Source organism: Nocardia sp. JCM 38205, from assembly GCF_058222935.1.
Map to the genome: position 1 here is coordinate 127,032 of NZ_JBYHFL010000003.1, position 25,973 is coordinate 153,004.

General features: G+C 68.3%; 19 protein-coding genes, 1 tRNA gene and 1 pseudogene. 11 read left to right on the plus strand and 10 right to left on the minus strand.

Annotated features, from left to right (window positions below; all coding sequences use genetic code 11):
- Nucleotides 1–69: 69 nt before the first annotated feature.
- The 4 genes from AC4HOU_RS12300 (at nucleotide 70) to AC4HOU_RS12315 (ending at nucleotide 3,724) form a co-directional block, all read left to right on the plus strand.
- Nucleotides 70–633, plus strand: a complete 564-nt coding sequence (locus tag AC4HOU_RS12300; RefSeq protein WP_194992786.1) for a dihydrofolate reductase family protein — start codon at nucleotides 70–72, stop codon at nucleotides 631–633.
- 31 nt (nucleotides 634–664) lie between these two features.
- Nucleotides 665–1,240, plus strand: coding sequence for a dihydrofolate reductase family protein (locus AC4HOU_RS12305; protein WP_195006906.1), 576 nt, complete (start codon nucleotides 665–667; stop codon nucleotides 1,238–1,240).
- A gap of 180 nt (nucleotides 1,241–1,420) precedes the next feature.
- The gene (locus AC4HOU_RS12310; RefSeq protein ID WP_163816853.1) at nucleotides 1,421–2,686 is read left to right on the plus strand and encodes an aspartate kinase; all 1,266 of its coding nucleotides are present in this window, start codon (nucleotides 1,421–1,423) and stop codon (nucleotides 2,684–2,686) included.
- A gap of 3 nt (nucleotides 2,687–2,689) precedes the next feature.
- Nucleotides 2,690–3,724 carry an aspartate-semialdehyde dehydrogenase gene (locus AC4HOU_RS12315; protein WP_195020473.1) on the plus strand — a complete coding sequence of 345 codons (1,035 nt, stop codon included), beginning with the start codon at nucleotides 2,690–2,692 and terminating at the stop codon, nucleotides 3,722–3,724.
- A gap of 61 nt (nucleotides 3,725–3,785) precedes the next feature.
- Here AC4HOU_RS12315 and AC4HOU_RS12320 read toward each other — a convergent pair whose 3' ends face one another.
- Nucleotides 3,786–5,138: a serine hydrolase domain-containing protein gene (locus tag AC4HOU_RS12320; RefSeq protein WP_163816857.1), complete on the minus strand. Its 1,353-nt coding sequence runs from the start codon at nucleotides 5,136–5,138 to the stop codon at nucleotides 3,786–3,788.
- Between the two features lie 339 nt (nucleotides 5,139–5,477).
- Between AC4HOU_RS12320 and AC4HOU_RS12325 the strand changes: the two are divergent.
- The 3 genes and pseudogenes from AC4HOU_RS12325 (at nucleotide 5,478) to AC4HOU_RS12335 (ending at nucleotide 8,298) form a co-directional block, all read left to right on the plus strand.
- A pseudogene (locus AC4HOU_RS12325) lies at nucleotides 5,478–5,919 on the plus strand (Fur family transcriptional regulator).
- A 50-nt stretch (nucleotides 5,920–5,969) separates the two neighbouring features.
- Complete coding sequence (locus AC4HOU_RS12330; RefSeq protein ID WP_195020474.1) at nucleotides 5,970–7,439, plus strand: catalase; 1,470 nt, start codon at nucleotides 5,970–5,972, stop codon at nucleotides 7,437–7,439.
- A 364-nt stretch (nucleotides 7,440–7,803) separates the two neighbouring features.
- Nucleotides 7,804–8,298 (plus strand): hypothetical protein, encoded by a 495-nt coding sequence (locus AC4HOU_RS12335; RefSeq protein WP_036532181.1) that lies wholly within the window; start codon nucleotides 7,804–7,806, stop codon nucleotides 8,296–8,298.
- 608 nt (nucleotides 8,299–8,906) lie between these two features.
- Here AC4HOU_RS12335 and AC4HOU_RS12340 read toward each other — a convergent pair.
- Together AC4HOU_RS12340 and AC4HOU_RS12345 are read right to left on the minus strand one after the other, a co-directional pair.
- Entirely contained in the window at nucleotides 8,907–9,926 is a 1,020-nt protein-coding gene (locus tag AC4HOU_RS12340; RefSeq protein WP_228815919.1) for a tellurite resistance/C4-dicarboxylate transporter family protein, read from the minus strand.
- Between the two features lie 102 nt (nucleotides 9,927–10,028).
- Entirely contained in the window at nucleotides 10,029–11,285 is a 1,257-nt protein-coding gene (locus AC4HOU_RS12345; protein WP_195020476.1) for an FAD-dependent monooxygenase, read from the minus strand.
- A 101-nt stretch (nucleotides 11,286–11,386) separates the two neighbouring features.
- Between AC4HOU_RS12345 and AC4HOU_RS12350 the strand changes: the two genes are divergently transcribed.
- A complete protein-coding gene (locus tag AC4HOU_RS12350) occupies nucleotides 11,387–11,965 on the plus strand; it encodes a TetR/AcrR family transcriptional regulator (RefSeq protein WP_163813698.1) in 579 nt (192 codons plus the stop codon).
- Between the two features lie 79 nt (nucleotides 11,966–12,044).
- Here AC4HOU_RS12350 and atzF read toward each other — a convergent pair whose 3' ends face one another.
- The 3 genes from atzF to AC4HOU_RS12365 form a co-directional block, all read right to left on the minus strand.
- The gene (gene atzF, locus AC4HOU_RS12355; RefSeq protein WP_195020477.1) at nucleotides 12,045–13,778 is read right to left on the minus strand and encodes an allophanate hydrolase; all 1,734 of its coding nucleotides are present in this window, start codon (nucleotides 13,776–13,778) and stop codon (nucleotides 12,045–12,047) included.
- Nucleotides 13,779–17,321: an urea carboxylase gene (uca, locus tag AC4HOU_RS12360; RefSeq protein WP_490724662.1), complete on the minus strand. Its 3,543-nt coding sequence runs from the start codon at nucleotides 17,319–17,321 to the stop codon at nucleotides 13,779–13,781.
- Nucleotides 17,322–17,407: 86 nt separating this feature from the next.
- Complete coding sequence (locus AC4HOU_RS12365; RefSeq protein ID WP_194991149.1) at nucleotides 17,408–18,115, minus strand: GntR family transcriptional regulator; 708 nt, start codon at nucleotides 18,113–18,115, stop codon at nucleotides 17,408–17,410.
- Between the two features lie 171 nt (nucleotides 18,116–18,286).
- Between AC4HOU_RS12365 and AC4HOU_RS12370 the strand changes: the two genes are divergently transcribed.
- Nucleotides 18,287–19,510 carry a cytochrome P450 gene (locus AC4HOU_RS12370; protein WP_195020479.1) on the plus strand — a complete coding sequence of 408 codons (1,224 nt, stop codon included), beginning with the start codon at nucleotides 18,287–18,289 and terminating at the stop codon, nucleotides 19,508–19,510.
- Nucleotides 19,511–19,522: 12 nt separating this feature from the next.
- Nucleotides 19,523–20,110, plus strand: a complete 588-nt coding sequence (locus AC4HOU_RS12375; RefSeq protein WP_195020480.1) for a TetR/AcrR family transcriptional regulator — start codon at nucleotides 19,523–19,525, stop codon at nucleotides 20,108–20,110.
- A 72-nt stretch (nucleotides 20,111–20,182) separates the two neighbouring features.
- On the opposite strand, the gene AC4HOU_RS12380 is transcribed toward AC4HOU_RS12375, so the two are convergent.
- The 3 genes from AC4HOU_RS12380 to AC4HOU_RS12390 all read right to left on the minus strand — a co-directional run bounded on the left by AC4HOU_RS12380 (nucleotide 20,183) and on the right by AC4HOU_RS12390 (nucleotide 22,841).
- Nucleotides 20,183–20,256, minus strand: a tRNA-Pro gene (locus tag AC4HOU_RS12380).
- Nucleotides 20,257–20,316: 60 nt separating this feature from the next.
- Complete coding sequence (locus tag AC4HOU_RS12385) at nucleotides 20,317–21,840, minus strand: DUF8017 domain-containing protein (protein WP_195020481.1); 1,524 nt, start codon at nucleotides 21,838–21,840, stop codon at nucleotides 20,317–20,319.
- Nucleotides 21,841–21,878: 38 nt separating this feature from the next.
- On the minus strand, nucleotides 21,879–22,841 hold the full coding sequence (locus AC4HOU_RS12390) for a metallophosphoesterase (RefSeq protein ID WP_163813692.1): 963 nt from the start codon (nucleotides 22,839–22,841) through the stop codon (nucleotides 21,879–21,881).
- Nucleotides 22,842–22,956: 115 nt separating this feature from the next.
- Between AC4HOU_RS12390 and AC4HOU_RS12395 the strand changes: the two genes are divergently transcribed.
- Entirely contained in the window at nucleotides 22,957–23,421 is a 465-nt protein-coding gene (locus AC4HOU_RS12395) for a GatB/YqeY domain-containing protein (protein WP_163813691.1), read from the plus strand.
- A gap of 58 nt (nucleotides 23,422–23,479) precedes the next feature.
- On the opposite strand, the gene AC4HOU_RS12400 is transcribed toward AC4HOU_RS12395, so the two are convergent.
- Nucleotides 23,480–25,828, minus strand: a complete 2,349-nt coding sequence (locus AC4HOU_RS12400; RefSeq protein ID WP_163813725.1) for a penicillin-binding protein — start codon at nucleotides 25,826–25,828, stop codon at nucleotides 23,480–23,482.
- Nucleotides 25,829–25,973 lie beyond the last annotated feature (145 nt).

The following is a 25,973-nucleotide window of genomic DNA, read 5'->3' on the forward strand; positions in this document are numbered from 1 at the left end:
GACACCACTCCAGTTGTAGTACTACGTTGAAACCACTACAAGCAGAGTACAACATCTCAGGTGGTTCATATGCGAAAGCTCGTCTACTACGTCGCCGTCTCGCTGGACGGGTACATCGCGGGCCCCGACAACCAGTTCGACTTCTATCCGGGCAGCGACGCCTACACCGAATGGATGTGCGCGCAGTTCCCGGATTCGATCCCGACCGCGGCCCGGCCGCATATCGGCATGGCGGTGGATTCGCCGAACCGGGAGTGGGACACGGTGCTGATGGGCCGCGGTACCTACGCCGTCGGTCCGGCAAACCCCTTCGCGCATCTGAAGCAATACGTCTTCTCGTCGACTCTCGCGCCGGAAGCCGATCCGGCCATCGAGGTGGTGCCCGGCGATCCGCTCGCCCTGGTCCAGCGGTTGAAGCGTGGCGAGGGCCTCGATATCTGGCTCTGCGGCGGCGGCAAGCTCGCGGGCGCGCTGGTCGGCGAGATCGACGAGCTGATCATCAAGAGCTACCCGGTCGTCGCTGGTGCGGGCATTGCCGCCTTCGCCGACGCCTTCGATCCGACGCTGTTCACTCCGGTCCGGCGCAAGGAATTCGACAGCGGCAACCAGGTCACCTGGTATGCGCGTGCCTGATCGACTCACTCACCACAGAAAGCAGGACCCCATGCGAAAGCTCGTCTACTACGTCGGCATGTCCATCGACGGCTATATCGCCGGACCCGACGGCGGCATCGATTTCTTCCCGCTTCCCTCCGACTTCACCGAATGGATCGCGGCCGACTATCCCGAAACCCTGCCTGCCCATGTCTGGCCGCATTTCGGTGTCGCCGAGGGCACGCCGAGCAAGAATTTCGACACCATGGTGATGGGGCGCGGCACCTACGAACCAGGGCTGGCCGTCGGCATCACCAGCCCGTATCCGCAGCTACGTCAATACGTCGTGTCCAGCACGCTCGGCACGATCGATGACCCGGGTGTGCAGCTGGTGGAATCGGATCCGGTCGGGCTGGTGCGGCGGTTGAAGCAGGAGGACGGCCTTGATATCTGGCTGGCCGGCGGCGGCACACTCGCCGGTGCGCTGATCGACGAGATCGATGAACTCGTCATCAAGAGCTATCCGGTATCGGCAGGCGCGGGTGTCCGCGCGTTCGACGGCCCGTTCCGGCCCACTCGGTTCACCTCGACCAGGCGGCGCGAGTTCGGCAACGGCACCCAGGTCACCTGGCTCACCCGCGCCTGACGCTCGCCGTCGACGAGGGCGATCACCGGCGGCAATAGCCCGTCGGCATCGATCTCAAACGAGATCCGGCACGGTTGTGTCCTTTTCCACAGGCTCGGAGGTAGGCCCGAAATCGCTGGATGCGGGCCGGTACGCTGAATCACCGGAATAAGCTTTTCGTCGATCTGGGAGGACCCTGTCGTGGCTCTCGTTGTTCAGAAGTACGGAGGATCCTCGGTCTCGTCGGCCGAGCGTATCCGGCGCGTCGCTGAACGGATCGTCGAAACGAAGAAGCAGGGGCACGAGGTGGTCGTGGTCTGCTCCGCCATGGGCGATACCACCGACGAGCTGCTCGATCTCGCCCAGCAGGTCTCCCCGGAACCCCCGGCGCGGGAAATGGACATGCTGCTCACCTCGGGTGAGCGCATCTCCAACGCCCTGGTCGCGATGGCCATCCACGCCCTCGGCGAGGAGGCGCGCTCGTTCACCGGCTCGCAGGCCGGCGTCATCACCACGGGCGCGCACGGCAAGGCCAAGATCATCGACGTCACCCCGAGCCGGCTCCGCGAAGCCCTCGACGACGGCCTGATCGTGCTGGTCGCCGGTTTCCAGGGGGTGAGCCAGGACAGCAAGGACGTCACCACCCTCGGGCGTGGCGGTTCCGACACCACCGCGGTCGCGCTGGCCGCGGCGCTGAAGGCCGATGTCTGCGAGATCTACACCGACGTCGACGGCATCTTCACCGCCGACCCGCGGATCGTGTCCGACGCGCAGAAGCTCGAGCAGGTCTCCTATGAGGAGATGCTGGAGATGGCCGCGTGTGGCTCGAAAGTCTTGATGCTGCGTTGTGTCGAATACGCGCGGCGCTACAACGTGCCCGTGCATGTGCGCTCGTCGTACACCGACAAGGTGGGCACCACCGTTTACGGATCGATGGAGGACATCCCGATGGAGCAGGCAATCCTGACCGGCGTTGCGCACGATCGCAGCGAGGCCAAGGTGACTGTCGTCGGCCTGCCGGACGAACCGGGCTACGCCGCCAAGGTGTTCCGGGCGGTCGCCGACGCGGAAATCAATATCGACATGGTGTTGCAGAACGTCTCCGAGGTGGAGACCGGCAAGACCGACATCACCTTCACCCTGCCCAAGACCGAACTGGTGCGCGCGGTGCAGATCCTCACCGAGCGCAAGGCCGAGATCGGTTTCTCGGAGGTCCGCTCCGACGAGAACATCGGCAAGGTCTCTCTCGTCGGCGCGGGCATGAAGTCCCATCCCGGCGTCACCGCGACGTTCTGTGAGTCGCTGGCCGAGGCAGGCGTCAACATCGATCTGATCTCGACCTCGGAGATCCGCATCTCGGTGCTGGTCGCCGAATCCCAGCTCGACGAGGCGGTCAAGGTGCTGCACCGGGCTTTCGATCTCGGCGGTGACGAGGTCGCCGTCGTCCACGCCGGAACGGGGCGATAAATCATGGGTGTACGGGTTGGAGTCGTCGGCGCGACCGGTCAGGTCGGCGCCGTTATGCGCAAGCTGCTCGAGGAGCGCAACTTCCCGGCCGACGAGGTGCGTTTCTTCGCCTCGGCCAGGTCCGCGGGTAAGAAGCTGCCGTGGCGCGGCGGTGAGATCGTGGTGGAAGACACCGAGACCGCCGATCCGTCCGGCCTCGATATCGCGCTGTTCTCCGCGGGCGCCACGATGTCGCGGGTGCAGGCGCCGCGTTTCGCCGCTGCCGGCGTCACCGTCATCGACAACTCCTCGGCATGGCGCAAGGACCCCGAGGTGCCGCTGGTGGTCAGCGAGGTGAACCCGGAGCAGACCCGCAACCTGGTCAAGGGCATCATCGCCAACCCCAACTGCACCACGATGGCCGCGATGCCGGTGCTCAAGCCGCTGCACGAGATCGCCGGGCTGCGCAGGCTCATCGTCTCCAGCTACCAGGCGGTGTCCGGTAGCGGCCTGGCCGGCGTGGAAGAGCTGGCCTCGCAGGCGCGCGCGGTCATCGACGACGCCGAGAAGCTCACCCACGACGGTGGCGCGGTCGATTTCCCCGCGCCGAACAAGTACGTCGCGCCGATCGCGTTCAATGTGCTGCCGATGGCCGGTTCGCTGGTCGACGACGGCTCCGGCGAGACCGACGAAGATCAGAAGCTGCGCAACGAGAGCCGCAAGATCCTGGGCCTGCCCGACCTGCTGGTCAGCGGCACCTGCGTGCGTGTTCCGGTGTTCACCGGGCACTCGCTGTCGGTGAACGCCGAGTTCGATCAGCCGCTGTCGGTGGCGCAGGCGAAGGAGATCCTGGCCAAGGCGCCGGGCGTGAAGCTGGTCGACGTGCCGACGCCGTTGCAGGCGGCCGGGCACGACGAGTCGCTGGTCGGCCGGATCCGGCAGGATCCGGGTGTGCCCGACGGCCGCGGTCTCGCGCTGTTCATCTCCGGTGACAATCTGCGTAAGGGCGCCGCGCTCAACACCATTCAGATCGCGGAAGTCCTGCTCGCCGACCGCTGAGCGGTTACCTCTCACGACCGAGCCCGGCCGTCGCTGCACAGCGGCGGCCGGGCTCGTCTGGTCAGCGGATGCCCGGTGTGCGCGGATCGGGGCCGAGGCAGGCCAGGATGGCGCAGCCGGGAGGGGCGTCGCTGAAGGGCGGGCGCAGCGGCTGGTTCAGGCAGGCGAAGACGTTGCAGCCCGGATAGGCCGACGGCCCCACCCCGACGATGGCCAGCAGGATATCGCTGTCGATGAAGGCATTCGGGTCCAAGGTCAGCGGTGGTTCGACGTACGGGCCCGGGTCGGCGACCGGCGGCTCATGGAAGGCGGCGAACAGCCTGCGGAAGAATTCGTGCGGCAGTTCGGCCTGGTTCTGGATGACGCCGGATGGGCCGTGCGCGCTGACATTGCCGAACATCCCGGTCCACACCACGGTCAGATCCTGGCTGGGGAAGACGAAGACGTTCTGCATGCCCATACCCGCCATGGAGTACATGTCCGGTGGCAGGAAGCTCGCGTTCTCCGCGCAGGAGGGTCCGAGCCAGAACAGGTACCCGTAGCAGTGATTGGTCGCCGACGGGGAGCGGGCCTTGTCCAGATAAGCGCGTGAGACGAGTTGCGTTGTGCCCCAGCGTCCGTCGTTGGCGACGAGCAGCCCGAGCTTGGCCAGATCGTTCGGCGGGATCATCAGGTGCGCGTAACCGTAGGTGTGGCCTGCTCGGTCGCGGGCCCAGTAGTAGTCGCCGCGCGCGATGCCGAGCGGGTCGAACAACTCGCGCTGGGCGAACTGCTGCAGCGGTTCGCCGACGGCCAGTTCCATCACATAGGCCAGCAGGTCGACATTGCGCTGGCTGTAACTGAATACGGTGCCCGGTTCGTGATCCAGCGGCACCCCGAGGGCCTGCACCGCGCTGTTCGGATCGAGCGGAATCACTCCGGTGATGCCTTCGGTGACCACGCCGACGCGCATCCCCGACGATTCCGTCAGTAGATCCTCGACCGTGATGGAGCGCCGCTGCTCGTCGCCGAGACCCGCGGGCAGATACCGTCCGATCGGCGAGGAGATATCGAGCTTGCCCTGGTCCGAGGCGATTCCGGCGAGCAGGGACACGATGGACTTGGTCACGCTCCAGACATTCCAGGCCACGTTGCCGGTCTGCGCGTTCGTCGGGCCCTCGCCGATCAGGCAGTTGTGCCGAAAGACCTGGACGTTCAAACGATTCCGGGTGCTCGCGAACTGGAGCGCCTCGGCGAGGCGCTGCGAATCCAGCCCTACCGCTTCGGGTTCGGCTCGCTCGAGTTGGCGCCCCGAGTGCACTGAGCACTCCGCCGGGGCAGGCGGTGGCGCCGCTGCCGCGGACGCGGCGAAGACGTGCCCCGCAACCAACGCAACCGCTGTGACCCCTACGAGGAGTCCACCGAAACGCCCCATGCGGATCAGGTTAGCGCCGGAGGCCGGGCGGGGCCGGTATATGCGAAACGCCGCCAGGTCGGGGGACCTGGCGGCGCCGAGTCGCGGGACGCCCACGCCGACGTCACCACTGGTATCGACACCCGGCAAGCGCCTCTCGGCGAGTGGTCGCTCGAAGCGACAGATGGGGTGAGGCCCGGGGCTGCTCGGATGCCGACAGCGGGGTTCAACGAGCCGCACGGGCGGACTATTCCGGGCCGAAGATGTGACGTGCGGCACTACACTTTGGCCACACGCCGCAGTTCGGCAACTCGCCAGTTATTTTCTTGACTAATTCCAGAAAAGGTGGAGACTCGAAGTATGCACACCGACAGCACCGATCCCCGCGAGCAGTTGCGCGCGGCCGGTCTGCGGGTCACCGCCCCGCGGGTAGCGGTGCTCGACGCGGTCGCGGCTCGTCCGCATTCCGACGCCGACACCGTCGCTGTCACCGTCCGGCAACAGCTGGGCTCGGTCCTCCACCCAGGCCGTCTATGACGTGCTGCATGCCTGCGTCCGCGCCGGCATCCTGCGGCGCATCGAGCCGGCCGGGTCGGCGGCGCTCTACGAGGCCAGAACCGGCGACAACCATCACCACCTGGTGTGCAGAAACTGCGGCACGGTCGTGGACGTGGACTGTGTCGTGGGCAGCGCCCCCTGCCTGCAACCCGATGACGAACACGGTTTCGCCATCGATGAGGCGGAGGTCGTGTTCTGGGGCCTGTGCCCGAACTGCCGTCCGGACCGACGGCCGACACTCTGACAGTCCCGGGTCAGCCCATCCCGGGTCCGTTGACAGCCGAGGAGGCTTTTATGACCAAGCCGACAACCACCAACACCGGCATTCCCGTCGAAAGCGACAACGAATCGCTGACCGCGGGAACCCAAGGCCCCGTTCTGCTGCACGACCACTACCTGATCGAGAAGCTCGCGCAGTTCAACCGGGAGCGGGTGCCGGAACGCATCGTGCACGCCAAGGGCTCCGGCGCGTACGGCGAACTGGTGGTGACCAACCCGGAGATCGCGAAGTACACCAAGGCCAAGCTGTTCCAGCCCGGCGCGCGCACCGAATCGCTGGTGCGTTTCTCCACCGTCGCCGGTGAGCAGGGCAGCCCGGACACCTGGCGTGACCCGCGCGGTTTCGCGATCAAGTTCTACACCGAGGACGGCAACTACGACCTCGTCGGCAACAACACCCCGGTCTTCTTCATCAAGGACTCGATCAAGTTCCCCGACTTCATCCGCTCGCAGAAGCGGCTGCCGGGTTCGGGTCTGCGCGATCACAACATGCAGTGGGATTTCTGGACGCTGCGCCCGGAATCGGCGCATCAGGTCACCTGGCTGATGGGCGATCGCGGCATCCCGAAGAGCTACCGGCACATGAACGGCTACGGCTCGCACACCTATCAGTGGATCAACGCCGAAGGTGAGCGGGTATGGGTGAAGTACCACTTCCGCACCGATCAGGGCCAGGACTTCCTCACCCAGGCCGAGGCCGACCGGCTCGCGGGCACCGACCCCGACCTGCATCGCAAGGATCTGTGGGACGCCATCGAGCGCGGGGATTTCCCGAGCTGGACGGTCTACGTGCAGATCATGCCGGTCGCCGAGGCGGAGACCTACCGGTTCAACCCGTTCGACCTCACCAAGGTCTGGTCCAAGAAGGACTACCCGCTGATCGAGGTCGGCAAGTGGACGCTGAACCGTAACCCGCGCAACTTCTTCGTCGAGATCGAGCAGGCCGCGTTCGAGCCGTCCAACATCGTGCCCGGCATCGGGTTCTCGCCGGACAAGATGCTGCTCGGCCGCGTCTTCGCCTACGCCGACGCGCACCGTTACCGCATCGGCACCAACTACGCGCAGCTGCCGCCGAACGCGCCGCGCGCCGCGGAGGTCAACACCTACTCCAAGGAAGGCGCGATGCGGTATCACTTCAACGAGCCGGATGTGCCGGTGTACGCGCCGAACTCCTACGGCGGCCCGCACGCCGATCCGGAACTGGCCGGTGACGGCGGTGCCTGGGAGTTCGACGGCAAGGCCGTGCGCGCCGGCTACATTCAGCACGCCGAGGACGGCGATTTCGTCCAGCCCGGCATCCTGGTGCGCGAGGTGCTCAACGATGAACAGCGCGACCGCCTGGTGAGCAATATCGTCGGCCATGTGCTCGGCGGTGTGCAGGAGCCGGTGCTGAGCCGGGTCTTCGAGTACTGGAAGAACGTCGACAGCGAGCTCGGCAAGCGCGTCGAGGAGGGCGTGCGGGCCGGCCTCAACGGCAACGGCTGACCCGTCGGCGCCTCGAAAAAACTTTCCGCCCCTGACCATTCCGGTCAGGGGCGGATTTTATCTGTCCAGCGGGTACCGCAGGTCCTACAGCAGACCGAACCAGTAGATCACGCAGGCCAGCATCCAGACGACCACGGTTTCCATCGACGCTCTCCCAATCTTCTTGCCGTACTTCCATCATGGCGCGAATCGAGCAGCCGCGCCGCAAACTGGTCCAGTTTCGCCGATCGGGGCCGCTCGAGCGGGGATTGCCGGGCTGCAAGTTCTTCTTAAGGGCGCGCCAAGCCGGGGGCGGCATTGTTCGTATCAACACCGGAACACACCGGAAAGCACAGACCGAAACCCCGAACAGGACGTAACGACGATGATCGGCAAGCTGACCACCGCCCTCGCTCTCGCCACCACGACCACCGCCCTCGTTCTCGGTGCGGGCACGGCCTCGGCCGCCACCGAAGGCGTCCCGGGTGCCGCCGTCACCGGCCAGGCCACCTGCACCCACAAGAACGACAAGATCCGGATCGAGATCGATTCGCCGGTCGTCTACGCCCAGCCGGGCTACCTGCCCGGTGAAAACCAGCAGATCCGCTACCGCACGGTCATCGTCGACGCCGCCCAGGGCACCCTCGCCGTGGCAGGCGAGTGGGAGACCGGCAAGGCCACCGACACCAAGGCCGCCGATATGGACGACACCAAGGTCGACGTCCTGCGCAACGACCCCAACGCCTACCTGGTCATCCAGGAGGTCGAATGGCTCGCGCCCGACGGTGAGAACCCGGTGGCCAAGACCGACCTGTACGCGACCAGCTACCTGATCAAGGACGGTCGCACCGAGCTCGGCACCTTCGACTACTGCCAGTAGTCGCGAGGTCCGAAACGGGGGAGGTGACGGGCCGGGGAGGGACCGTCACCTGGGGGTCGGGCCGGGGAGGGCCTGATCATCGCGGTGGGCGTCGCTGGGGAGGGGCGGCCGCCGCGGGGGCGGGGCCGGGAGGGGCCGTCACTCGGGGGTGGTTGGGCTGGGGAGGGCTCGATTATCCGCGGTGGGCGTCGTTGGGGAGGGGCGACCGCCGCGGGGGCGGGGCCGGGAGGGGCCGTCACTCGGGGGCGTGGTTGGGCCGGGGAGGGTCCGATCATCGCGGTGGACGTCGCTGGGGAGGAATCTCCACCGCAGTGGCACCGGACCGGGGAGATCCGGTGCCGGACGGGGCCGGGCCGGGGAGGGCCCGAGGGGATCCGAGCGGAGCAGGCCGGGGAGGACCTGACGGGGACGGATGCCGGGGTGGGGCCTCGATGGGGGGATCGGGGGACGCCGGGAGGGGTGCCATCGAGTGCGGGGACTCGATGGATGAGCCCGGCGGGGGTCGGTGCCTCCTGACTGCCTCGGGGGTGGGCGGTCAGGAGGGGCCGAGGGGGTGCCTTTGTATCGGCCGGACCGGTCTCGCGGGGTGATCGGTCCGGCCGGGCAGGTCAACGCGAGACGTCACGGCTCTTCCGGAAGCTGAGCAGCAGAGCTACTGCGGTCACGATCCATACGGTGAGCGCGACCCAGGCTTCGCCGCCGCCGAAGGTAACCATCCACTGCTCGCCGATGGCCGATCCCAGTTCCCTGGTGCCGACGCCGTACATGCCGACCGGGAACACGATGCTCCACAGGCCAGGTTCGTAGGCCAGGCGGATGTGCTGGACGAAATGTCGCCACACGCCCGCGAGCAGCAGCAACGGGATCAGCCAGCTGCCGAAGGCCCACAGTAGGACCGCCACCCCGATCAGCACCGGCCGCATCGACGTCAGCAAAGGTATGTCGTCGAGGTGCAGCAGCTGCGCCGCGGCCAGCACGCTGATCGCGGTGGCGCCCATGAACACCCAGTAGGCGGGCACCAGGCGCGCGGCGGTGAGCGTGTCGGTGAACAATGTGGCCAGCACCAGCGTCGCGACCAGCAGATACAGCATGGTGCCCACCGACCAGCACAGCAGCGCCGGTACCGCGAAGCGCCCCGCCCAAGGTTGCGGGAGCGCGGTGGCCGCGACCGCGAGCGATTGGGTCGCGACCACCCAGATGAACCAGGTGCCGTCGGCACTCAGGCCCGCGGGTCCGCGGTGGTGCACCATCAGCACTGCCGGGATGCCGTAGCCGAGGACCAGCCAGGCCAGCGCGGCCACCGCGAGCAAGGTCAGCGCCGCAACCAGGTGGTCTCGGCGCGAGAGCCCGGTCGACACGACCGCGGCCGCGGCGACGAAGGTCAGGTAGGTGAACCCGGTAGCGGGATTCATGGCATCGGCGACGGCCGCGGCCCGGAATCTCACCAGCCGGACGAGCGTCGCCACGATCAGGATCGCGAAAGCCGCGAGCGCCAGGTAGAGCATGATCGCCGACAGGGTGTCCAGGCCGGCCGAGCCGATGGCGCGGGAGACGATGCCGGTCGCCATCACCGACGCGAACCAGGCGGGCTTCAGGTTCTCGACCGGGCTCGTGCGCACTTCGACCATGGCCGTCACCTGCGTCAGTGTGGCACGGCGGCAAACCATCCGGCGGCAACTGCGAGCGGCGACATGCCGACGCCGGCCACCTCGGCGGCCGGCGTCTCCCGGTCATCGCGCGGGCGTGGTGGCCGGGTATTCGGGCAGGTCGTAGGTTTCGGTCTTGGACAGCATCTTCATCATGAGCGGCTTCATGATCCGCGCCGTCATCAATTTGCTGACCAGCAATCCGGCGCGGATCCCGAACCGGGTCTTCGGGGTCATCGCGCGCAGACCGCCGGGCTGCAATTCCTGCGCGAGTGCGACGAACGGACGCAGCACTCGCTGATAGTTCTCCAGCGCGCGGCGCGGGTCGTCACGGTGCGTGGCGATTTCGCCGGCCAGCACGTACGCGCCGACCAGTGCCATCGCGGTGCCCTGGCCGGTGAGCGGGGAGCCGCAGTAGCCGGCATCGCCGACCAGTGCCACCCGACCCTCGATCCAGCTCGGCATGTCGATGCGGGCCAGCTCGTCGAAGTAGAAGTCGTCGGCCTCTGGCATCGCGGCGGTGATCGCGGGGGCGGTCCAGCCACCGCCGGCCAGGCGCTCGTTGATCAGCCGCTGCTGGGCCGCCACGTTGCGCCGCAGCGCCGGATCGGCCTCGGCGCGGATGACGACAAGCGCCTTGGAGGTGGCCGGATCGGCGTCGGGCCGCATGCCGAGGCCGGTCGCGCCCGGCAGCGAATGCATGGTGAACCAGTGCGGTTCGATGCCCGCGGGGGTCGGCATGGTGAAGAAGGACATGTAGCCGCCGAGGTAGGTGCTGAAGTGTTCCTCCGGGCCGAAGACCAGGCGCCGGGTGGCCGAATGCAGGCCGTCGGCGCCGATGACGAGGTCGAAACGTTCGGTGCCGCCCGAGGCGAAGGTGACCTGCACGCCGTCGTCGTCCTGGGTGAGCGCTTCGAGCCATTCGCCGTAGCGGTAGTCGACACCGCCCGCCGCGTCGATGGCGTCGAGCAGCACCTGATTCAGGTCGCCGCGGGAGATCTCGATCTCGGCGACGCCGCCCTTGCCGTCGAACAGCTCGGCGGGCATGCGCAGCAGCTCCTTGCCGTCGGCGTCGACGTGCAGCATGCCGCGCTCATCGAGTTGGTGTGCGCGGATTCCGGGCATCAGGCCCATCCGCTCGGCCACCTCGCGGCTGGGCCCGCGCAGGTCCACCGCCTGGCCACCGGGGCGGGGAGCGGCGGCGCGCTCGATCACGGTGACCGGGATCCCGTACCGGAGTAGTTGCAGCGCAACGGCATTGCCGCCGATGCCGCCGCCGGATACGAGGAGGCGCGGGCGGTCGGTGGACTTCGGGGTGTGGGTGGCGGGCTGGGTGCTCATCGTCTCGTCCTTCGTTTGATCGAACGTCTCAGACAAATGTCTAACAGATGACTTGCACGTCTGTCTAGTACAACTGTTCAAGACGCACGTACAGTGGGGGTATGGGAAACAAGGAGGACCTGCTCGCGGCCGCCCGGGCCTGCGTGTACGAGCGTGGATTCGCCGCAACGACGGCACGCGATATCGCCAATGCGGCGGGGGTGAGCCTGGCCGCGATCGGCTACCACTTCGGGTCGAAGGAGCGGCTGCTCACCGAGGCGCTCACCGCGGAATCCGGGCGCGAGATCGGTGACGCGCTCGACGAGCGGATCAAGGCCGCGAGCAAGGACGGCCGCTCACCGGCGCAGGCCTTTCCGCTGGTGTGGAACGACATCGCCGAGGTCTTCGCGCGTAATCGGCAGATGCTGGTGGCGAGTGTGGAGAACGTGATCCGGATTCATCGCACGCCGAGCGAGGCGGCGCATATGTCCGGGCTGCTGGCCGAGGCCGTCGCGGAGATGGCGGATCTGGTCGCGCAGTCGCATCCGGAATTGACCGAGGAGCAGGCGCGGGCGGTCGCACGGCTGTACTTCGCCTTGCTGAACGGCTTGGCGCTGCAATGGATTACCGAACCCGACGGCGAGCTGCCGAGCGGGGATGAGCTGGCTGTGGCGATAGCGGCGCTCGCACCGCGGAGTTGACCAGGCGACGCTCTTGTCCGGCATGCCGTTCGCTCGGGGCAACGGATTCCCGGCTCCCGGCTTCTGCGGGCGGAACCGCTCAGCTCTGCTGCTCCAGGTACTTCTTCCACCCGCCGAATTCGGTGATGTCGGTCGCCGCGACGGCCGCGTCGTAGGTGCAGGCGAAACCGACGACGGTGCGGCCGTCCTCGAGCTCGATATTCGCCAGCGCCATCGGAGCAGGCAGCGCGGCGAGGAAGGAGCCGAGTCCGGCGGCCGAGAGGCCGAACAGTTCACCGACGATCGGTGCGCCCTGCCCCTGGCCGTGCCGCACCAGGCCGGGCTTGGGTGGCGTGGTGTCCAGGGCGGTCAGGCGGTAGGCGTCGGTGGTGCGGATCTCGCCGAGGAAGCGGGCGCCGATCTGTTCCAGCTGCCAATGCAGTGGCTGCCCACGCAGATGTGCGCCGAACACGGCGAGTTCAGCGTCGTGCCCGAACAGCGCGGGGGTGGAGTCGGTGCCGACCAGTCGGGCAGCGATATCGATGGCGACCTGGTCGGCGAACGCGGGCACCACCACCATCACGCCGAACGGCGAGCCGTCCGCGGTGGGCGATCCCGGGACGGCGACCGCCGCCATATCGAGCAGGTTGCAGAAGTTGGTGAAGGTGCCCATTCTGCGGTTGATGGCGACGGGTTCCGCCTGCACCGCGGCAATGGCCGGGTGTTCGGTCGTGGTCGGCAGCAGCAGCCCGTCGTAACCGTCGAGCAGGGTTTTCGCGGCCGCACGGGCGGTCGCCAGCGTGTCCAGATCGGTGGCGAAGCCGGGGCCGGTGGTGTGCTCGGCGGCGCGGATGATGGCCGCGACCGTGGGGTCGAGCGTGTCCGGCGGTGCGGCGGAGAGGAACTCGCCGACCGCGGCGTACCGCTCGGCGACGATCGCGCCGTCGTAGAGCAGCAGGGCCGCGTCGAGCAGGGCCGAGATGTCGATCTCGGTGACGGAGATCCCGGAATCCGCAAGTCCGGCAACGGTTCTGCTGAACGCCGCGGCATAGGGCGCGCTCAGGGCGGTCAGGTCTTCGGTGCGCGGGACCGCGAGTCTCGGCTGCCGCGGTGCGCTCAGCAGGACGTCGGCGGGCCGTTTCCGGCTGCGCGGATCACGCGCGTCCGGGCCAGCCATGATCGCGGCGGCGGCCACGGCTCGTTCGAGATCGGCGGCGAAAACGGTGACGGCGTCGAAGTCCGCACAGGCAGGCACCACGCCGTGCGCGGGCACCACACCGAGCGTCGCCTTGATCCCGACGATCCCCTGCAAGGCCGCGGGCACCCGGCCGGATCCGGCGGTATCGGTGCCGATACCGATATCGGCGATGCCGAGCGCGACCGCCACGGCCGAACCCGAACTGGATCCGCCGGAGACCAGCTCGGGGTCGAAGGCATTGCGCACCGGCCCGTACGGGCTGCGGGTACCGACCAGGCCGGTGGCGAACTGATCGAGATTCGTCTTGCCGAGCACGATCGCACCGGCCGCGATCAGCCGCTCGACGGCGGCGGCGGTGACGTCCGGGGTGTAGGCGAAGGCCGGGCAGGCGGCCGTGGTCGGCAGCCCCGCGACGTCGACGTTGTCCTTCACCGCGATCAGCAGACCCGCGAGCGGTAGTGCGGCACCGGCCGACAGCCGCTGCTCGACCGCCGCGGCGTCGGCCGCGACGTCGGCTTCGGGCCGAAGCGTGATCCACACCTCCGGCCGGTCGACCTCCGCGATCCGGCGGTAAGCGGCGGCAACGCGCGAGGTGGGCGAACCGGGTAGGGCGTTGCCGAGGAGGCCGGCACTCATCTAGTCGACTCCGATCACTGCGAGAGGGGTTCCGGGTTCCACCTTGGCACCCGGGGTGGCCAGGACCTTCAGCACCGTGCCCGCATCGGGGCACTGCACCGGCAATTCCAGCTTCATCGCTTCCAGCACGGCGACCGTCGAGCCCGCGGTGAGCCGTTGTCCTGCTTCGACTTCCACCCGCCAGACATTGCCGATCATCGGTGCGGTCACCACCGTGGCATTGCCGGGCATGCCCGCGAGCGGATCGTCGACGGTGTCGCTGACGATCTCGGCGGTGTCGCGATCGAATTCGCCCGCGGCCTGCCACGCCTGCTTCTCAGCCTCGAACGCGGCCGCCTGCCTGGTCTCGAATTCCGCGATGGCATCGGCCTCCTCGCGCAGCAGCCGTAGATGGTCGGCCAGGGCGAAGCTGCCCTCGCTGACCTCGGCGTCGAACCGTCCGGCGGTGGCGGCGGCGCGGTAGTCGAGCAGCTGTTCGGCGCTCACCGGCTCCCAGACGATGCGGTCGAAGAACCGGAACAGCCAGGGAGTTCCGGATTCGAACGGGGCGCGCTGGCGGTAGCTCGACCAGATCGGCACGGTCCGGCCGATGAGCTGATAGCCGCCGGGGGAAGCCATGCCGTAGACGCACAGGTACTTGCCGCCGATACCGACGGCATCGGACGGCGTCCAGGTGCGCGCCGGGTTGTACTTGGTGGTCACCAGCCGGTGCCGTGGGTCGAGCGGAACCGCCAGCGGCGCACCGAGATACACATCGCCGAGGCCGAGCACGAGGTACTCGGCGGCGAACACGGTGGCGCGGACGTCGTCGACGCTGTCCAGACCGTTGATACGGCGGATGAATTCGGTATTGGACGGCAGCCACGGTGCGCTGTCGCGCACGCCGCTGCGATAGCGGTCGATGGCCTCGGCGATCGACGGGTCGTCGAACGACAGCGGCAACCGGATGGTGCGGCTGGGCACCACCAGGTCCTGGGTCGCGGGGAGTTCGGTCTCCAATTCGGCCAGTACCCCGAGTAGACGATGCTGGGTCAGGATGTCGGGATCGAAATGGATGTGCAGCGAGCGCACGCCGGGTGTCACGTCGATGATGCCGGGAAGCCCGGCGTCGGCGAGCGCGGTGGACAGTGCGTGCACCCGCATGCGCAGGCCGAGGTCGAGCACCATCTCGCCGTATTCGACCAGCACATTGTCATCGCCGCCGCGCAGATAGCGGACCGGGGGGCGGTCGCTGGACCCGTCGACGCCGCCAAGGATGCCGCGATCGCTCAGTCCGGCGAGTGGTTTCGGCACGGTCGCGCGAGCCCGCGAGCTGTTCGAGGCGCGCAGTTCGCTCGCCGTGGTGTCGTCCACGGGAATGAAGCGGACCGTATCGCCCGGCCGCAGCTGACCCAGTTTCCAGCGGTGCGCCGACACCACCGTCAGCGGGCAGGCGAAGCCGCCGAGGCTCGGGCCGTCCGGGCCGAGCAGGATCGGGGTGTCGCCGGAGACATTGAGCGCGCCGACACTGTAGGGGTTGTCGTGCAGGTTCGACGGGTGCAGGCCCGCTTCGCCGCCGTCGGTGCGCGACCAGGTGGGTTTGGGGCCTTCCAGCCGGATGCCGGTGCGGTTGGCGTGGCTGCCGACGCGCCACTCGTGGGTGTAGAACTGCGCCATATCGGCGTCGGTGAAGTAGGCGGGCGCGGTCTGCGGGCCCTCGCCGACGGCGAGCTCCCAGTGATGGCCGAAATCCGGCCGAAGCGCCGGCTGGATCGGGCGCGGTTCGGCCTCGGCCGCATCGGCCAGATGCAGAACATCGCCGCTGACCAGCGCCTTACCCGTGACACCGCCGAAGCCGCCGAGGGTGAAGGTGGCGGCGCTGCGGTGATAGAGCGGTGCGTCGATGCCGCCGCGCACGGCGAGGTAGGTGCGCAGGCCGGTGTCGGCGGGGGCGCCGACATCGAGCACACCGCCCGCGGGCACCGTGATCGGCTCCCACATCGGTACCGGTTCGCCGTCCACCTCGACCGGCGCGTCGGCGCCGCTGACACACACCACCGCGGCATCCGAGAAGCGCAGCCGCGGGCCGTGCAGCGTGCACTCCAGTGCGGGGGTGCCCGGCGGGTTGCCGACGGCGGTGTTGGCGAGAGTGAACGAGAGGTCGTCCATCGGGCCGGAGGGCGGAATGCCCACCTCCCACAGGCCGATCCGGCCCGGATGGTCCTGGATCGTGGTCATGGTGCCGGGGCGTTCCACGTCGATGCGCGCGGCGATGGGCCGGATATCGGCGAGGGTGGCGGTGAGGTGGCCTGCCCGGCGCACGGTCGGGTCGGACGCGGCGGCGAGCAGCTGCGGCAGGTTGGTCTGTACGCCGTGGATACGGGTGCCTGCCAGGGCCTCGGTGAGGACGGTGAACGCTTCGCCGCGGTCGCCACCTCGGGTGATCACCTTGGCCAGCAACGGATCGTAGTACGGGCTGACCTCGGTGCCGGTGCTTATCCAGGTGTCGACCCTGGCCTGCTCGGGGAGGGTGGTCTCGGTGATCAAGCCCGCGCTCGGGCGGTAGTCCTGGCCCGGATCCTCGGCGTAGATGCGGGCCTCCACCGCCCAGCCGTCGATCGGCGGACCCGTCTCGGGCAGCTCGTCCAGCATGGTGGTATCGCCGCCCGCCAGCCGCAACATCCACTCCACCAGATCGACTCCGGTCACCGCCTCGGTCACCGGATGCTCCACCTGCAGGCGGGTATTCATCTCCAGGAACGAGGCGGCATCGCGATCGGCGTCATAGACGAACTCCACAGTGCCCGCCGAGCGATACCCGACCGAGCGCGCCAGCTCACGCGAGACCACCAGCAGCTGCTGCGACAACTCCGCCGTGAGCCCCGGGGCCGGCGCTTCCTCGATCACCTTCTGATTGCGCCGCTGCAGCGAACAGTCACGGGTGCCGAGGCTGACCACCCGGCCGCGCCCGTCGCCGAACACCTGCACCTCGACATGGCGGGCCCGCGCCACGAAACGTTCCAGGAACACCCCCGATGTAGCAAAATTCGTCGCGGCCAGCCGCTGCACCCGCTGGTAGGCGGCGCGCAACTGATCGGCGTCATGGCAGGCCTGCATGCCGATCCCGCCGCCACCACCGACGGCCTTGAGCATGACCGGGAAGCCGATCCGTTCGGCCTCGGCGACGGCGTGATCGGCCGATTCGAGCAGGCCGGAGCCGTCGACCAGCGGCACGCCGACCGCGCGGGCGGCGGCACGGGCGGTGTGCTTGTCGCCGAAGATCCGCAGCTGCTCCGGAGTCGGGCCGACGAACGCGATGCCGGCCTTTGCCACTTCGGTCGCGAATTCCGCGTTCTCAGAAAGGAACCCGTAACCGGGATGGATCGCGCCGGCGCCGGTGGCCAGCGCCGCCTCGATCACCCGATCGGCGCGCAAGTAGGATTCCGCGGCCGCGCTCGGACCGAGATAGGCTGCCGCATCGGCCATTTCGACGTGGGCCGCGCCGGCGTCGGCGTCGGAATAGACCGCGACGGTCTTGAGGCCGAGAATGCGCGCGGTGCGCATGATGCGGCAGGCGATCTCGCCCCGATTGGCGACGAGGACGGTATCGAAATCCAGGCTCACGTCGGGCTCCTGTGTTCAGTTGGGGACTAGTCGGTGGCCAAGGACATGGCCGCGATCGCCCGGGTGACCCGATCGAGCACGACGTCCAGCGATTCGCCGATATGGGTGTGCAGCAGCCGGTAGGCCAGCGAAAGATCGTCGGCGAGAACGGCATCGAGAATGGCCAGGTGCTCGGAGATGGTGGTTTCGATGCGGTTGTTGACCATGAAGTCGTACATCCGCACGTGGCGGATGCGGGAGTTCACCGAGCGCAGCGCCCGCACCATCTCGGTGTTGCCGGAGGCGGTCAGCAAGGTGACGTGGAATTCCTCGTCGCGGACCACGAAACCCGGCTCCTGTTCGGGCGGGTCGGCCTGCAAATCCAGCCAGGCCTTGCGTTCGGCGGTCAGCAGTGCCTTGTCGTGCGTGACGTCCGGGTTCTGCATCGCGCGCTGTAAACCGCCCAGTTCCAGGGTGATCCGCAGCTCGTACAGGTCACGCACCAGCGGAATGCTCGGGCGTACCGGCGAGAACCCGTACTCCTCGCGTTGCAGCAAGCCGTCCGAGCAGAGCACGGTGAGTGCCTCGCGGACCGGCGTGCGCGATATCCCGAAGCGCGCGGAGACCTTGGGCTCGGTGAGACGTTCGCCGAACTTGATGTCGCCGTTCATCAGTTCCGCGCGCAGCGTTTCGTACACCACGTCCCGCAACGGTTTTCCCGAGGTATCGGCCGGTGTGGCCACCCGTGTCGACATGCCTGTATACGCTATGGACCTCGCGTTTCCGAGGAATCACCGTGCGTAACCGGTAGGTAAGCGTGTGCTCACGGCACCGCGCGCGCCGTTGCGCGTTTCCAGAATTGCCCAGGTCCTCCGCTGTTGGAATCTACTGTAGACAAACTGGCGATTCTGTCTTACCTTCGGAACATGTTGGCTAATGAGTCTCGTGTCGATCCGAAGTTCGAACTGCGTTCGGGCCCGACGTGGCGCGCACCCTGGGCGATGTATGCGGCGCTGCGCGAGCACGATCCGGTGCACCGGGTGGTGCCCGCGGAGCAACCCGAACACGACTACTGGGTGCTGACCCGGCACGAGCACGTCTACGCCGCGGCCCGCGACACCAACACCTTCTCCTCCCGTGACGGGCTCACCGTCGAATACGGCGAGCTCGAGCAGATCGGGTTGACCGCCAACCCGCCGATGGTCATGCAGGACCCGCCCCAGCACACCGAGTTCCGCAAGCTCGTCGCGCGCGGATTCACCCCGCGCCAGGTCGCCGACGTCGAGCCGGTGGTGCGCGGCTTCGTGCGCGAACGGGTGGACCGGCTGGGCGAGCAGGGCGGCGGCGATATCGTCAAAGACCTGTTCAAACCGCTGCCGAGCATGGTGGTGGCCCACTACCTGGGGGTGCCAGAGCAGGACCGGGACCGGTTCGACGGCTGGACCGACGCCGTGGTCGCGGCCAGCACCGAGCGCACCGCAGACGCGCAGCAGGCCTCGATGGAGATGCTCGGCTACTTCGCCGAACTGATCAAACGCAGGCGTACCGATCCCGGCGACGACACCGTCTCGCTGCTGGTGCAGGCCGGGATGGCCGCCGACGACACCGACGTCAACGGTCTGGTGCAGATCCTCGCCTACACCTGGACCATGGTCGCCGGCGGCAACGACACCACCACCGGTCTGCTCGGTGGCGCGGTGCAGCTGTTGCAGCAGCATCCCGAGCAGCGCGCGGCACTGGCGGCGGATCCCGATCGCATCACCCTCGCCGTCGAGGAGTTCGCGCGGCTGACCTCGCCCGTGCAGGGGCTGGCCCGCACCACCACCCGGGACGTGGAGCTGGCCGGCTCCACGATTCCGGCTGGTCGCAAGGTGCTGCTGGTGTACGGGTCCGCGAACCGGGACGAGCAGGCCTTCGGTGCCGATGCCGCCGAACTCGACATCGACCGGAATCCTCAGCGCATCATGACCTTCGGGCACGGGCCGCACCACTGTCTCGGCGCGGCGGCCGCCCGGATGCAGGCGCGGGTGGCGTTGGAGGAGCTGCTGGAGCGGTTCCCGAATTACCGCGTCGACATCGACGCGGTGCAGTATGCGCCCGGGCCGTATGTCCGTCGGCCGACCACCGTGCCGTTCCGGTGCGCGGGCTGAGAAGATCAGCCGATGAGTGCTGACTGGCTGGCGGGTGGCCGGGCCGAACTGGCGGCCGAGCGGATCCTCGATGCGGTACGCGCCTTGTCGATGGACAAGGGTGTCACGGGGCTCGGTATGGCCGAGGTCGCCGAGGCGGCCGGTTGCTCACGGGCGACGCTGTACCGCTATTTCGCCAACCGGCAGTCGCTGTACGTGGCATTCGCGGCACGCGAGGCGCGGCTGCTGGTGGAGCGGGTGTGGCGGGCCCACCGCTTCGACGGACCCGATCACGAGGGTCAGCTGCTCGATGTGCTCACCGCGCTGCTGGCCGAGGTTCGGAAGACGCCGCATCTGGCGGTGTGGTTCGAGCCGGAGAACGCGGGCATCGTCGCGCAGCTGTCGGAGTCTCCGGGCGTCATCGACACCCTCACCGCCGCGTTCGTGCACAACTTCCGGGCCGATCTCGCCCAGGAGGCCGCGGTGCGCCTCGGCAAGTGGACGGTACGCACCATGGTGTCGCTGCTGACGCTGCCCGGCGCAGGCGAGGACGAGGAACGCGCCCTGCTCCGCAACTTCCTGCTGCCGTTCCTGCTCGACAACCGCCTCGAGATCACCTGAACAACCCGGAAAAGAAGGAAACCCTGACCAGCTGTGCTGATCAGGGTTTCCATCGTGTCTCAACCACACGAGTCGGGGTGGCGGGATTTGAACCCACGACCTCTTCGTCCCGAACGAAGCGCGCTACCAAGCTGCGCCACACCCCGTGAAGCGGACCTGAGGTAGCTTACAACAGGTCGGGGCTGGACGTTAAACCGGCAGGTCAATCAGGTTTTCAGGGGGCGAATGCTGGTGAGGACGCGCTTGGCGGTCTCGGGGTCGACGGCATCGGGGACGCCGGTGTCGGCGGCCAGGACCAGCACGATGGTTCCGGTGCGGGCGGGGACGGCGTAGGTGAAGACGGAGAACTGCTCGGCGCAGCCGGGTTTCGCGGCGTCGAGCTTGCCCGTCGTTTCGACGAGCATGCCCTGCTGTGATCCATCCGCCGAGGCGAGCGGCTGTGCGGCGCCGGGCCTGACGTCGCGGCTGCCTGCGTAGGCGATGGTCGCGGACCTGGTGCCGAGCTCGGTGGCGGCCTTCGCGGGGTCGGCGGTGTCGGAGCCGGTGAGGAACGCGACGGTGCGGGTGGAGCCCGGGCAGTAGTCGACGCCGTCGGTGGCCAGACCGGTGCCGACCACCGCGTCCGGCGGTTCGCCGAACCCGCCGACACTGCCTTCGGGGGCGACCCGCCATCCGGCGGGTACGTCGTAGGCGGCGCTGCGGTTGGGCACGGCGACCGGCTGGAACCCCGGCACGATGGGGCCGAGTTCGGCATCAGGGGTGGGATCGGCCGGACGCGAGCGTGACGTCGTGGAACGCGGTGCCTTCGACGCTGATTCGCCGGTGGTGAGCGCGCTGACCATGGATGGCGTGGATCCGTCGGACGCCGAGGCTTCATCGGATCCACTGACGGTGACCGCGACCACGCCGACACCGACGGCGACCACCGCCATCGCGGCGGCGCCGAAGGCGAAGAGTTTCCCGGGGCCGCCGGGCACGTTGGGGCCGGGTGAAGGGGACCCGAAGGGCTGAGCGCTCGGCCCGACGGGCTGAGTGCCTGGATGCTGCCCGACCGGACCGAACTCGGTGTATCCGCCGCCAGTTGTCGCCGGGTTGCCCTGCGCGGCCATGTCGAAGGGCAGTTGGCCGGCGAACGGCGCGTTCGTATTCATCTGGTTCTGCCAGGGCGCAGCGGGATTCGTCCAGTTCTGCGGGCTGCCCGCCCACTGGCCGGACTGCGTGGCCGCTGCTTCGGGAGCCATGGACAGACCGGTTTCCGGAGTGGGCGGCACCGAGGAGGTCGGCCGTCCGGTCTGGGTCAGCGCTGCCTCCGGGGTGACCGGCTGGCTCGACATCGGTCCGGGGCCGGCGCTCGCGTGTCCGGAGCCCGGCGCCCGTTGTCCGGTCTGCGTCGGCGCCCCCGGCCCGCCCGGCGTCGGTGCGGCATGGGGGAGGATGGGCGGGCCGAGCTGCGGGGCGACCGGTGCGTAACCAGGGGCGGGTTGCTCGGTTTGTGTTGACGCGGCTTCAGGTGCGACGGCTGGCCGGCCGGGCATCGGCCCGGGGCCGGGGACCAGGTGCCCGGAGCCCGGCGTCCATTGCCCGGTCTGGGTGGGTGCCCATGGCACGCTGTGAATCGGTGCGGCTTCCTGGCCCCCGAGCGGACCGTGCGGCACGCCGGGATCGGGAAACGCGCCGGGCACCGGCTGCCCCGCCGGGTACGCCCCATTGCTGGGGTCGAATGTATTCACGTTCGTCCTCTTGCCGGCAAAAGTCTCGGCAAGCGACCCTAGCGGGCGACGGTCTCCGAGGTCGAAACGCCCTGCGCGGTATCGGAGTTCGGACGCTTCGGGGGCGCGGCGACCAGGGTGAGCAGCGTCGCTTCCGGGCGGCAGCAGAAGCGGTAGGGCGCCCACGGCGACGTGCCGAGGCCTGCCGACACGTGCAGCCGGGTGTGCGCACCCCACTTCGACGGGCCCTTGACCCGCGAACGGTCGATATCGCAATTGGTGACCAGCGCCCCGTAGCCGGGCAGGCACAGCTGGCCGCCGTGGGTGTGGCCGGCCAGCACCAGGTCATAGCCGTCTTCGGCGAACCGATCCAGCACCCGCGGTTCGGGCGAGTGGGTGAGACCGATGCGCAGATCGGCGAGCGGATTGGGTGCGCCCGCGATGGTGTCGTAGCGGTCGCGCTGCAAGTGCGGATCGTCGACGCCAGCGCTGGCGATGCGGATACCCGCCACTTCCAGGTCCCGGCGCACATGGGTCAGATCCAGCCAGCCGCGTTCGGTGAAGGCGGCGCGCAGATCCTTCCACGGCAGCGGCGCGCCGTGCACGCGGCGGTGATCGGACTTGAAGTACTTGAGCGGGTTCTTCGGCACCGGCGCGAAATAGTCGTTGCTGCCGAAGATGAAAAGCCCTGGGCGCGAAAGCAAACCGCCCAGTGCCTGAACCACGGCGGGCACCGATTTCTGATGCGACAGGTTGTCCCCGGTGTTGACCACCAGGTCCGGTTCCAGCCGGTCCAGCTCGCGCAGCCACTGCTGCTTGAGTTTCTGGCCCGGCATCATGTGCAGATCGCTGATGTGCAGCACCCGAAGCGTCGCCGAACCCGGCCGCAGCACCGGCATCGTCGCCTCACGCAGCACGAACGCATTGCGTTCGATGAGGGAGGCATAGCCGACTCCGGCCACCGCGGCTCCGGCGGCGCCCAGCGCGGTTCGACGGACAGCGGAGGTCGAGATCACGGGCATTTGCCCAGCATAGGTGACGGTGGTCTCGAACGCGGCGTGTGTTCAGGCACAGATCGGCGGACCGGCCGGGTAAATGTGGTGGGCCACGTGCGGTGCAGCGGCTACCGTGAGGCTCATGTCGGAACTCAAATCGCAGCTGCGCGCGGATATGACCGCCGCGATGAAATCCAAGGACACGCTGCGTCTTGCCACGTTGCGGATGCTGCTCGCCGCCATCCAGTCCGCCGAGGTGGCGGGCCCAGAGGCACGTGAGCTCTCCGACGCCGAGGTCGTCGCGGTGCTGGCCAAGGAATCCAAGAAGCGCAACGAGGCCGCCGAGGTGTATGCCCAGGCCGGGCGCGGCGAGCTGGCGGCCAACGAGCACGCGGAGGCCAGGATCATCGACGAATACCTGCCCACCCAGCTGACCGACGCCGAGGTCGCCGACGTCGCCGATACCGCCATCGCGCAGATCGCCGAGCAGACCGGACAGCGGCCGGGTATGCGCCAGATGGGTCAGGTCATGAAGATCGCGACCGCGCTGGCCGAGGGCAAGGCCGACGGTGCGCGGATCTCCGCGGCGGTGAAGGCCCGGCTGTAACCGTTCTCCCAGTTGATAAACGAAACGCCGACCCGGTCAGACCGGGTCGGCGTTGTCGTTACCGGGGGAACGGCAGCGGAATCGGGATCGGAATGGGCGGCAGCCGCGGCGGTGGCGGGAGACCCGGCACGCCCGGCGGCGGTCCCTGCGGTCCGGGCGGTGGCGGTGTGCGCACCGTGCCGTCGCTGACGTAGATCGTCACCAGTGACCCGGGAATGGCCGACCCGTTCGGTGAGGACCCGGTCACGGTGCCCTTCGGCGCCGACCCGGACGATTCCACCGGGGTGACCTTGAATCCGGCCGCGATCAGCGCGGCCGTCGCCTCACCCTGCTTCATCCCGACCACGTCGGGCACCTGGGCGTTGTTGGCGCCGCGCACGTATTTATCGTCGAGCGGTGGCAGCACCGGCGGCGGGAAGTTCCCGACCACGGGTTTGATCGCGTTGTACCAGGTGCGCGCGGGTTCGTTACCGCCGAACAGGCCGTTGGCGTCGCTGGCGCCGCAGTTGCGCAGCGGGAACGAGCAGATCTCGCCGGGCGTGGGGCTGTCGCCGTAGACGTAGACCGACGCGGCCAGCGAGTTGGTGAAGCCGACGAACGCCGACGAGCGGTGGCTTTCGGTGGTTCCGGTCTTACCCGACATCGGCAGCGTCCAGCCCGCGTTCGCCGCCGCGGCGAAGGCGGTACCGCCGGGCTGATCGTCCTTGCTCATCGCGTTGGCCAGGGTGTTGGCCAGGCCGGGCTCGACCACCTGCTCGCAGGCCTGCTGGGTCAGCGGGACCTGCTTGCCGTTGCGGTCGATCACCTCCTTGATCGGCGAGGGCGGGCACCACTTGCCGCCGGAGGCCAGCGTGGCCGCGACGTTGGACAGCTCGAGCGGGTTGATCGGGACCGGGCCGAGGGTGAAGGAGCCGAGGTTCTGGCTCTTGATCATGTCGGCGAGGCTCTGATTGTTCTCCAGCCCCGAGCTGCCCGGCTCGGTGTAGGAGCGCATGCCGAGGCGTACCGCCATATCGACGGTCGGGGTGACGCCGACGGCCTGGATGAGTTTGACGAACGCGGTGTTGGGCGAGGTCGCCAGCGCCTCGGTCACCGACATCGGCGACTTGTAGCGGCCGGCGTTCTCGACGCAGTAGGTCGCAGGCGGGCAGCCCGGGGCGCCGCCGTTACCCATGCCCTGGGCATTGAACCGGCCGGGCACATCGAGCTGGGCATTGATGCCCATGCCCTTCTCCATCGCCGCGGCCGTGGTGAACAGCTTGAACACCGAGCCCGCGCCGTCGCCGACCATCGAGTACGGCTGGGCGAGCAGCGTCTCGTGTGCCTCCCGGTTGAGGCCGTAGGTGCGGCTGCTGGCCATGGCGAGCACGGGGTGCGATTCCTGACCGGGGGCGACCACCGACATGACCTCGGCGATGTTCTCCAGGTTCGGCGGCGCCGCCTCGGAGACCGCGCGTTTGACCGAATCCTGCACGGCCGGGTCGAGGGTGGTGCGGATCAGGTAGCCGCCCTTCTCGATCTGCTCGCGGCTGATACCGGCGTTGGCCAGGTACTGCAGCGCGTAATCGCAGAAGAAGCCGCGGTCGCCGGCCGCGATGCAGCCGCGGGGCAGGCCCTTGGGCTCGGGCAGCACGCCGAGCGGCTCGGTCTTGGCCTTGCGGAATTCGTCGGCGCGGCTCGGGATGTTCTGGATCATGGTGTCCAGCACGGTGTTGCGGCGGGCCAGCACGCCCTCGGGGTTGGTGTAGGGGTTGAGCTTCGAGCTGCTCTGCACCATGCCCGCCAGCATCGCCGACTGCGGCACGTTCAGTTCGGCGGCGTCGATGCCGAAGTAGGTCTGCGCGGCGTCCTGGATGCCGTAGGAGGAGTTACCGAACGGCACCAGGTTCAGGTAGCGGGTGAGGATCTCGTCCTTGGTGAGTTCCTTGTCCAGCGTCAGCGCCATCCGGATCTCGCGGATCTTGCGGGCCGGGGTGGTCTCGATCGCGGCGCGGCGTTCGGCGTCGGTCTTGGCCACCACCAGCAGCTGGAAGTTCTTCACGTACTGCTGGTCGATGGTGGAGGCGCCCTGCTGTACCTCGCCGCTGGTGGTGTTGGTGAGGAACGCGCGCAGCGTGCCCTGCCAGTCGACGCCGTCGTGGTCGGCGAAGCGGCGGTCCTCGATGGAGACGATCGCCAGCTTCATGTCGTTGGAGATCTTCTCGCTCGGCACCTCGAAACGGCGTTGTTCGTAGAGCCAGGCGATCGGATTGCCGGCCGCGTCGACCATTGTCGACACCGCGGGCACCGTGCCCTCGACCAACTCGGCGGAGACGTTGTCGACGGCATCGGCGGCGCGGTTGGACACGAATCCGAAACCGCCTGCGAGCGGGAACAACAGCCCGGCGACGAGCACGGCGGCCAGCATGCAGCTAACGGCCAGCTTCGCGAGCGTATGTCTGATCGGCACGGGACCAGACTAAGGGGTGGCTCGCGGGCTCTCGCGGGTGTGTTTGATCCGAATTGCTCGATTGCAGGTCGGGGTGGGTTCGACGGCCGAAATCCGGCCTTGA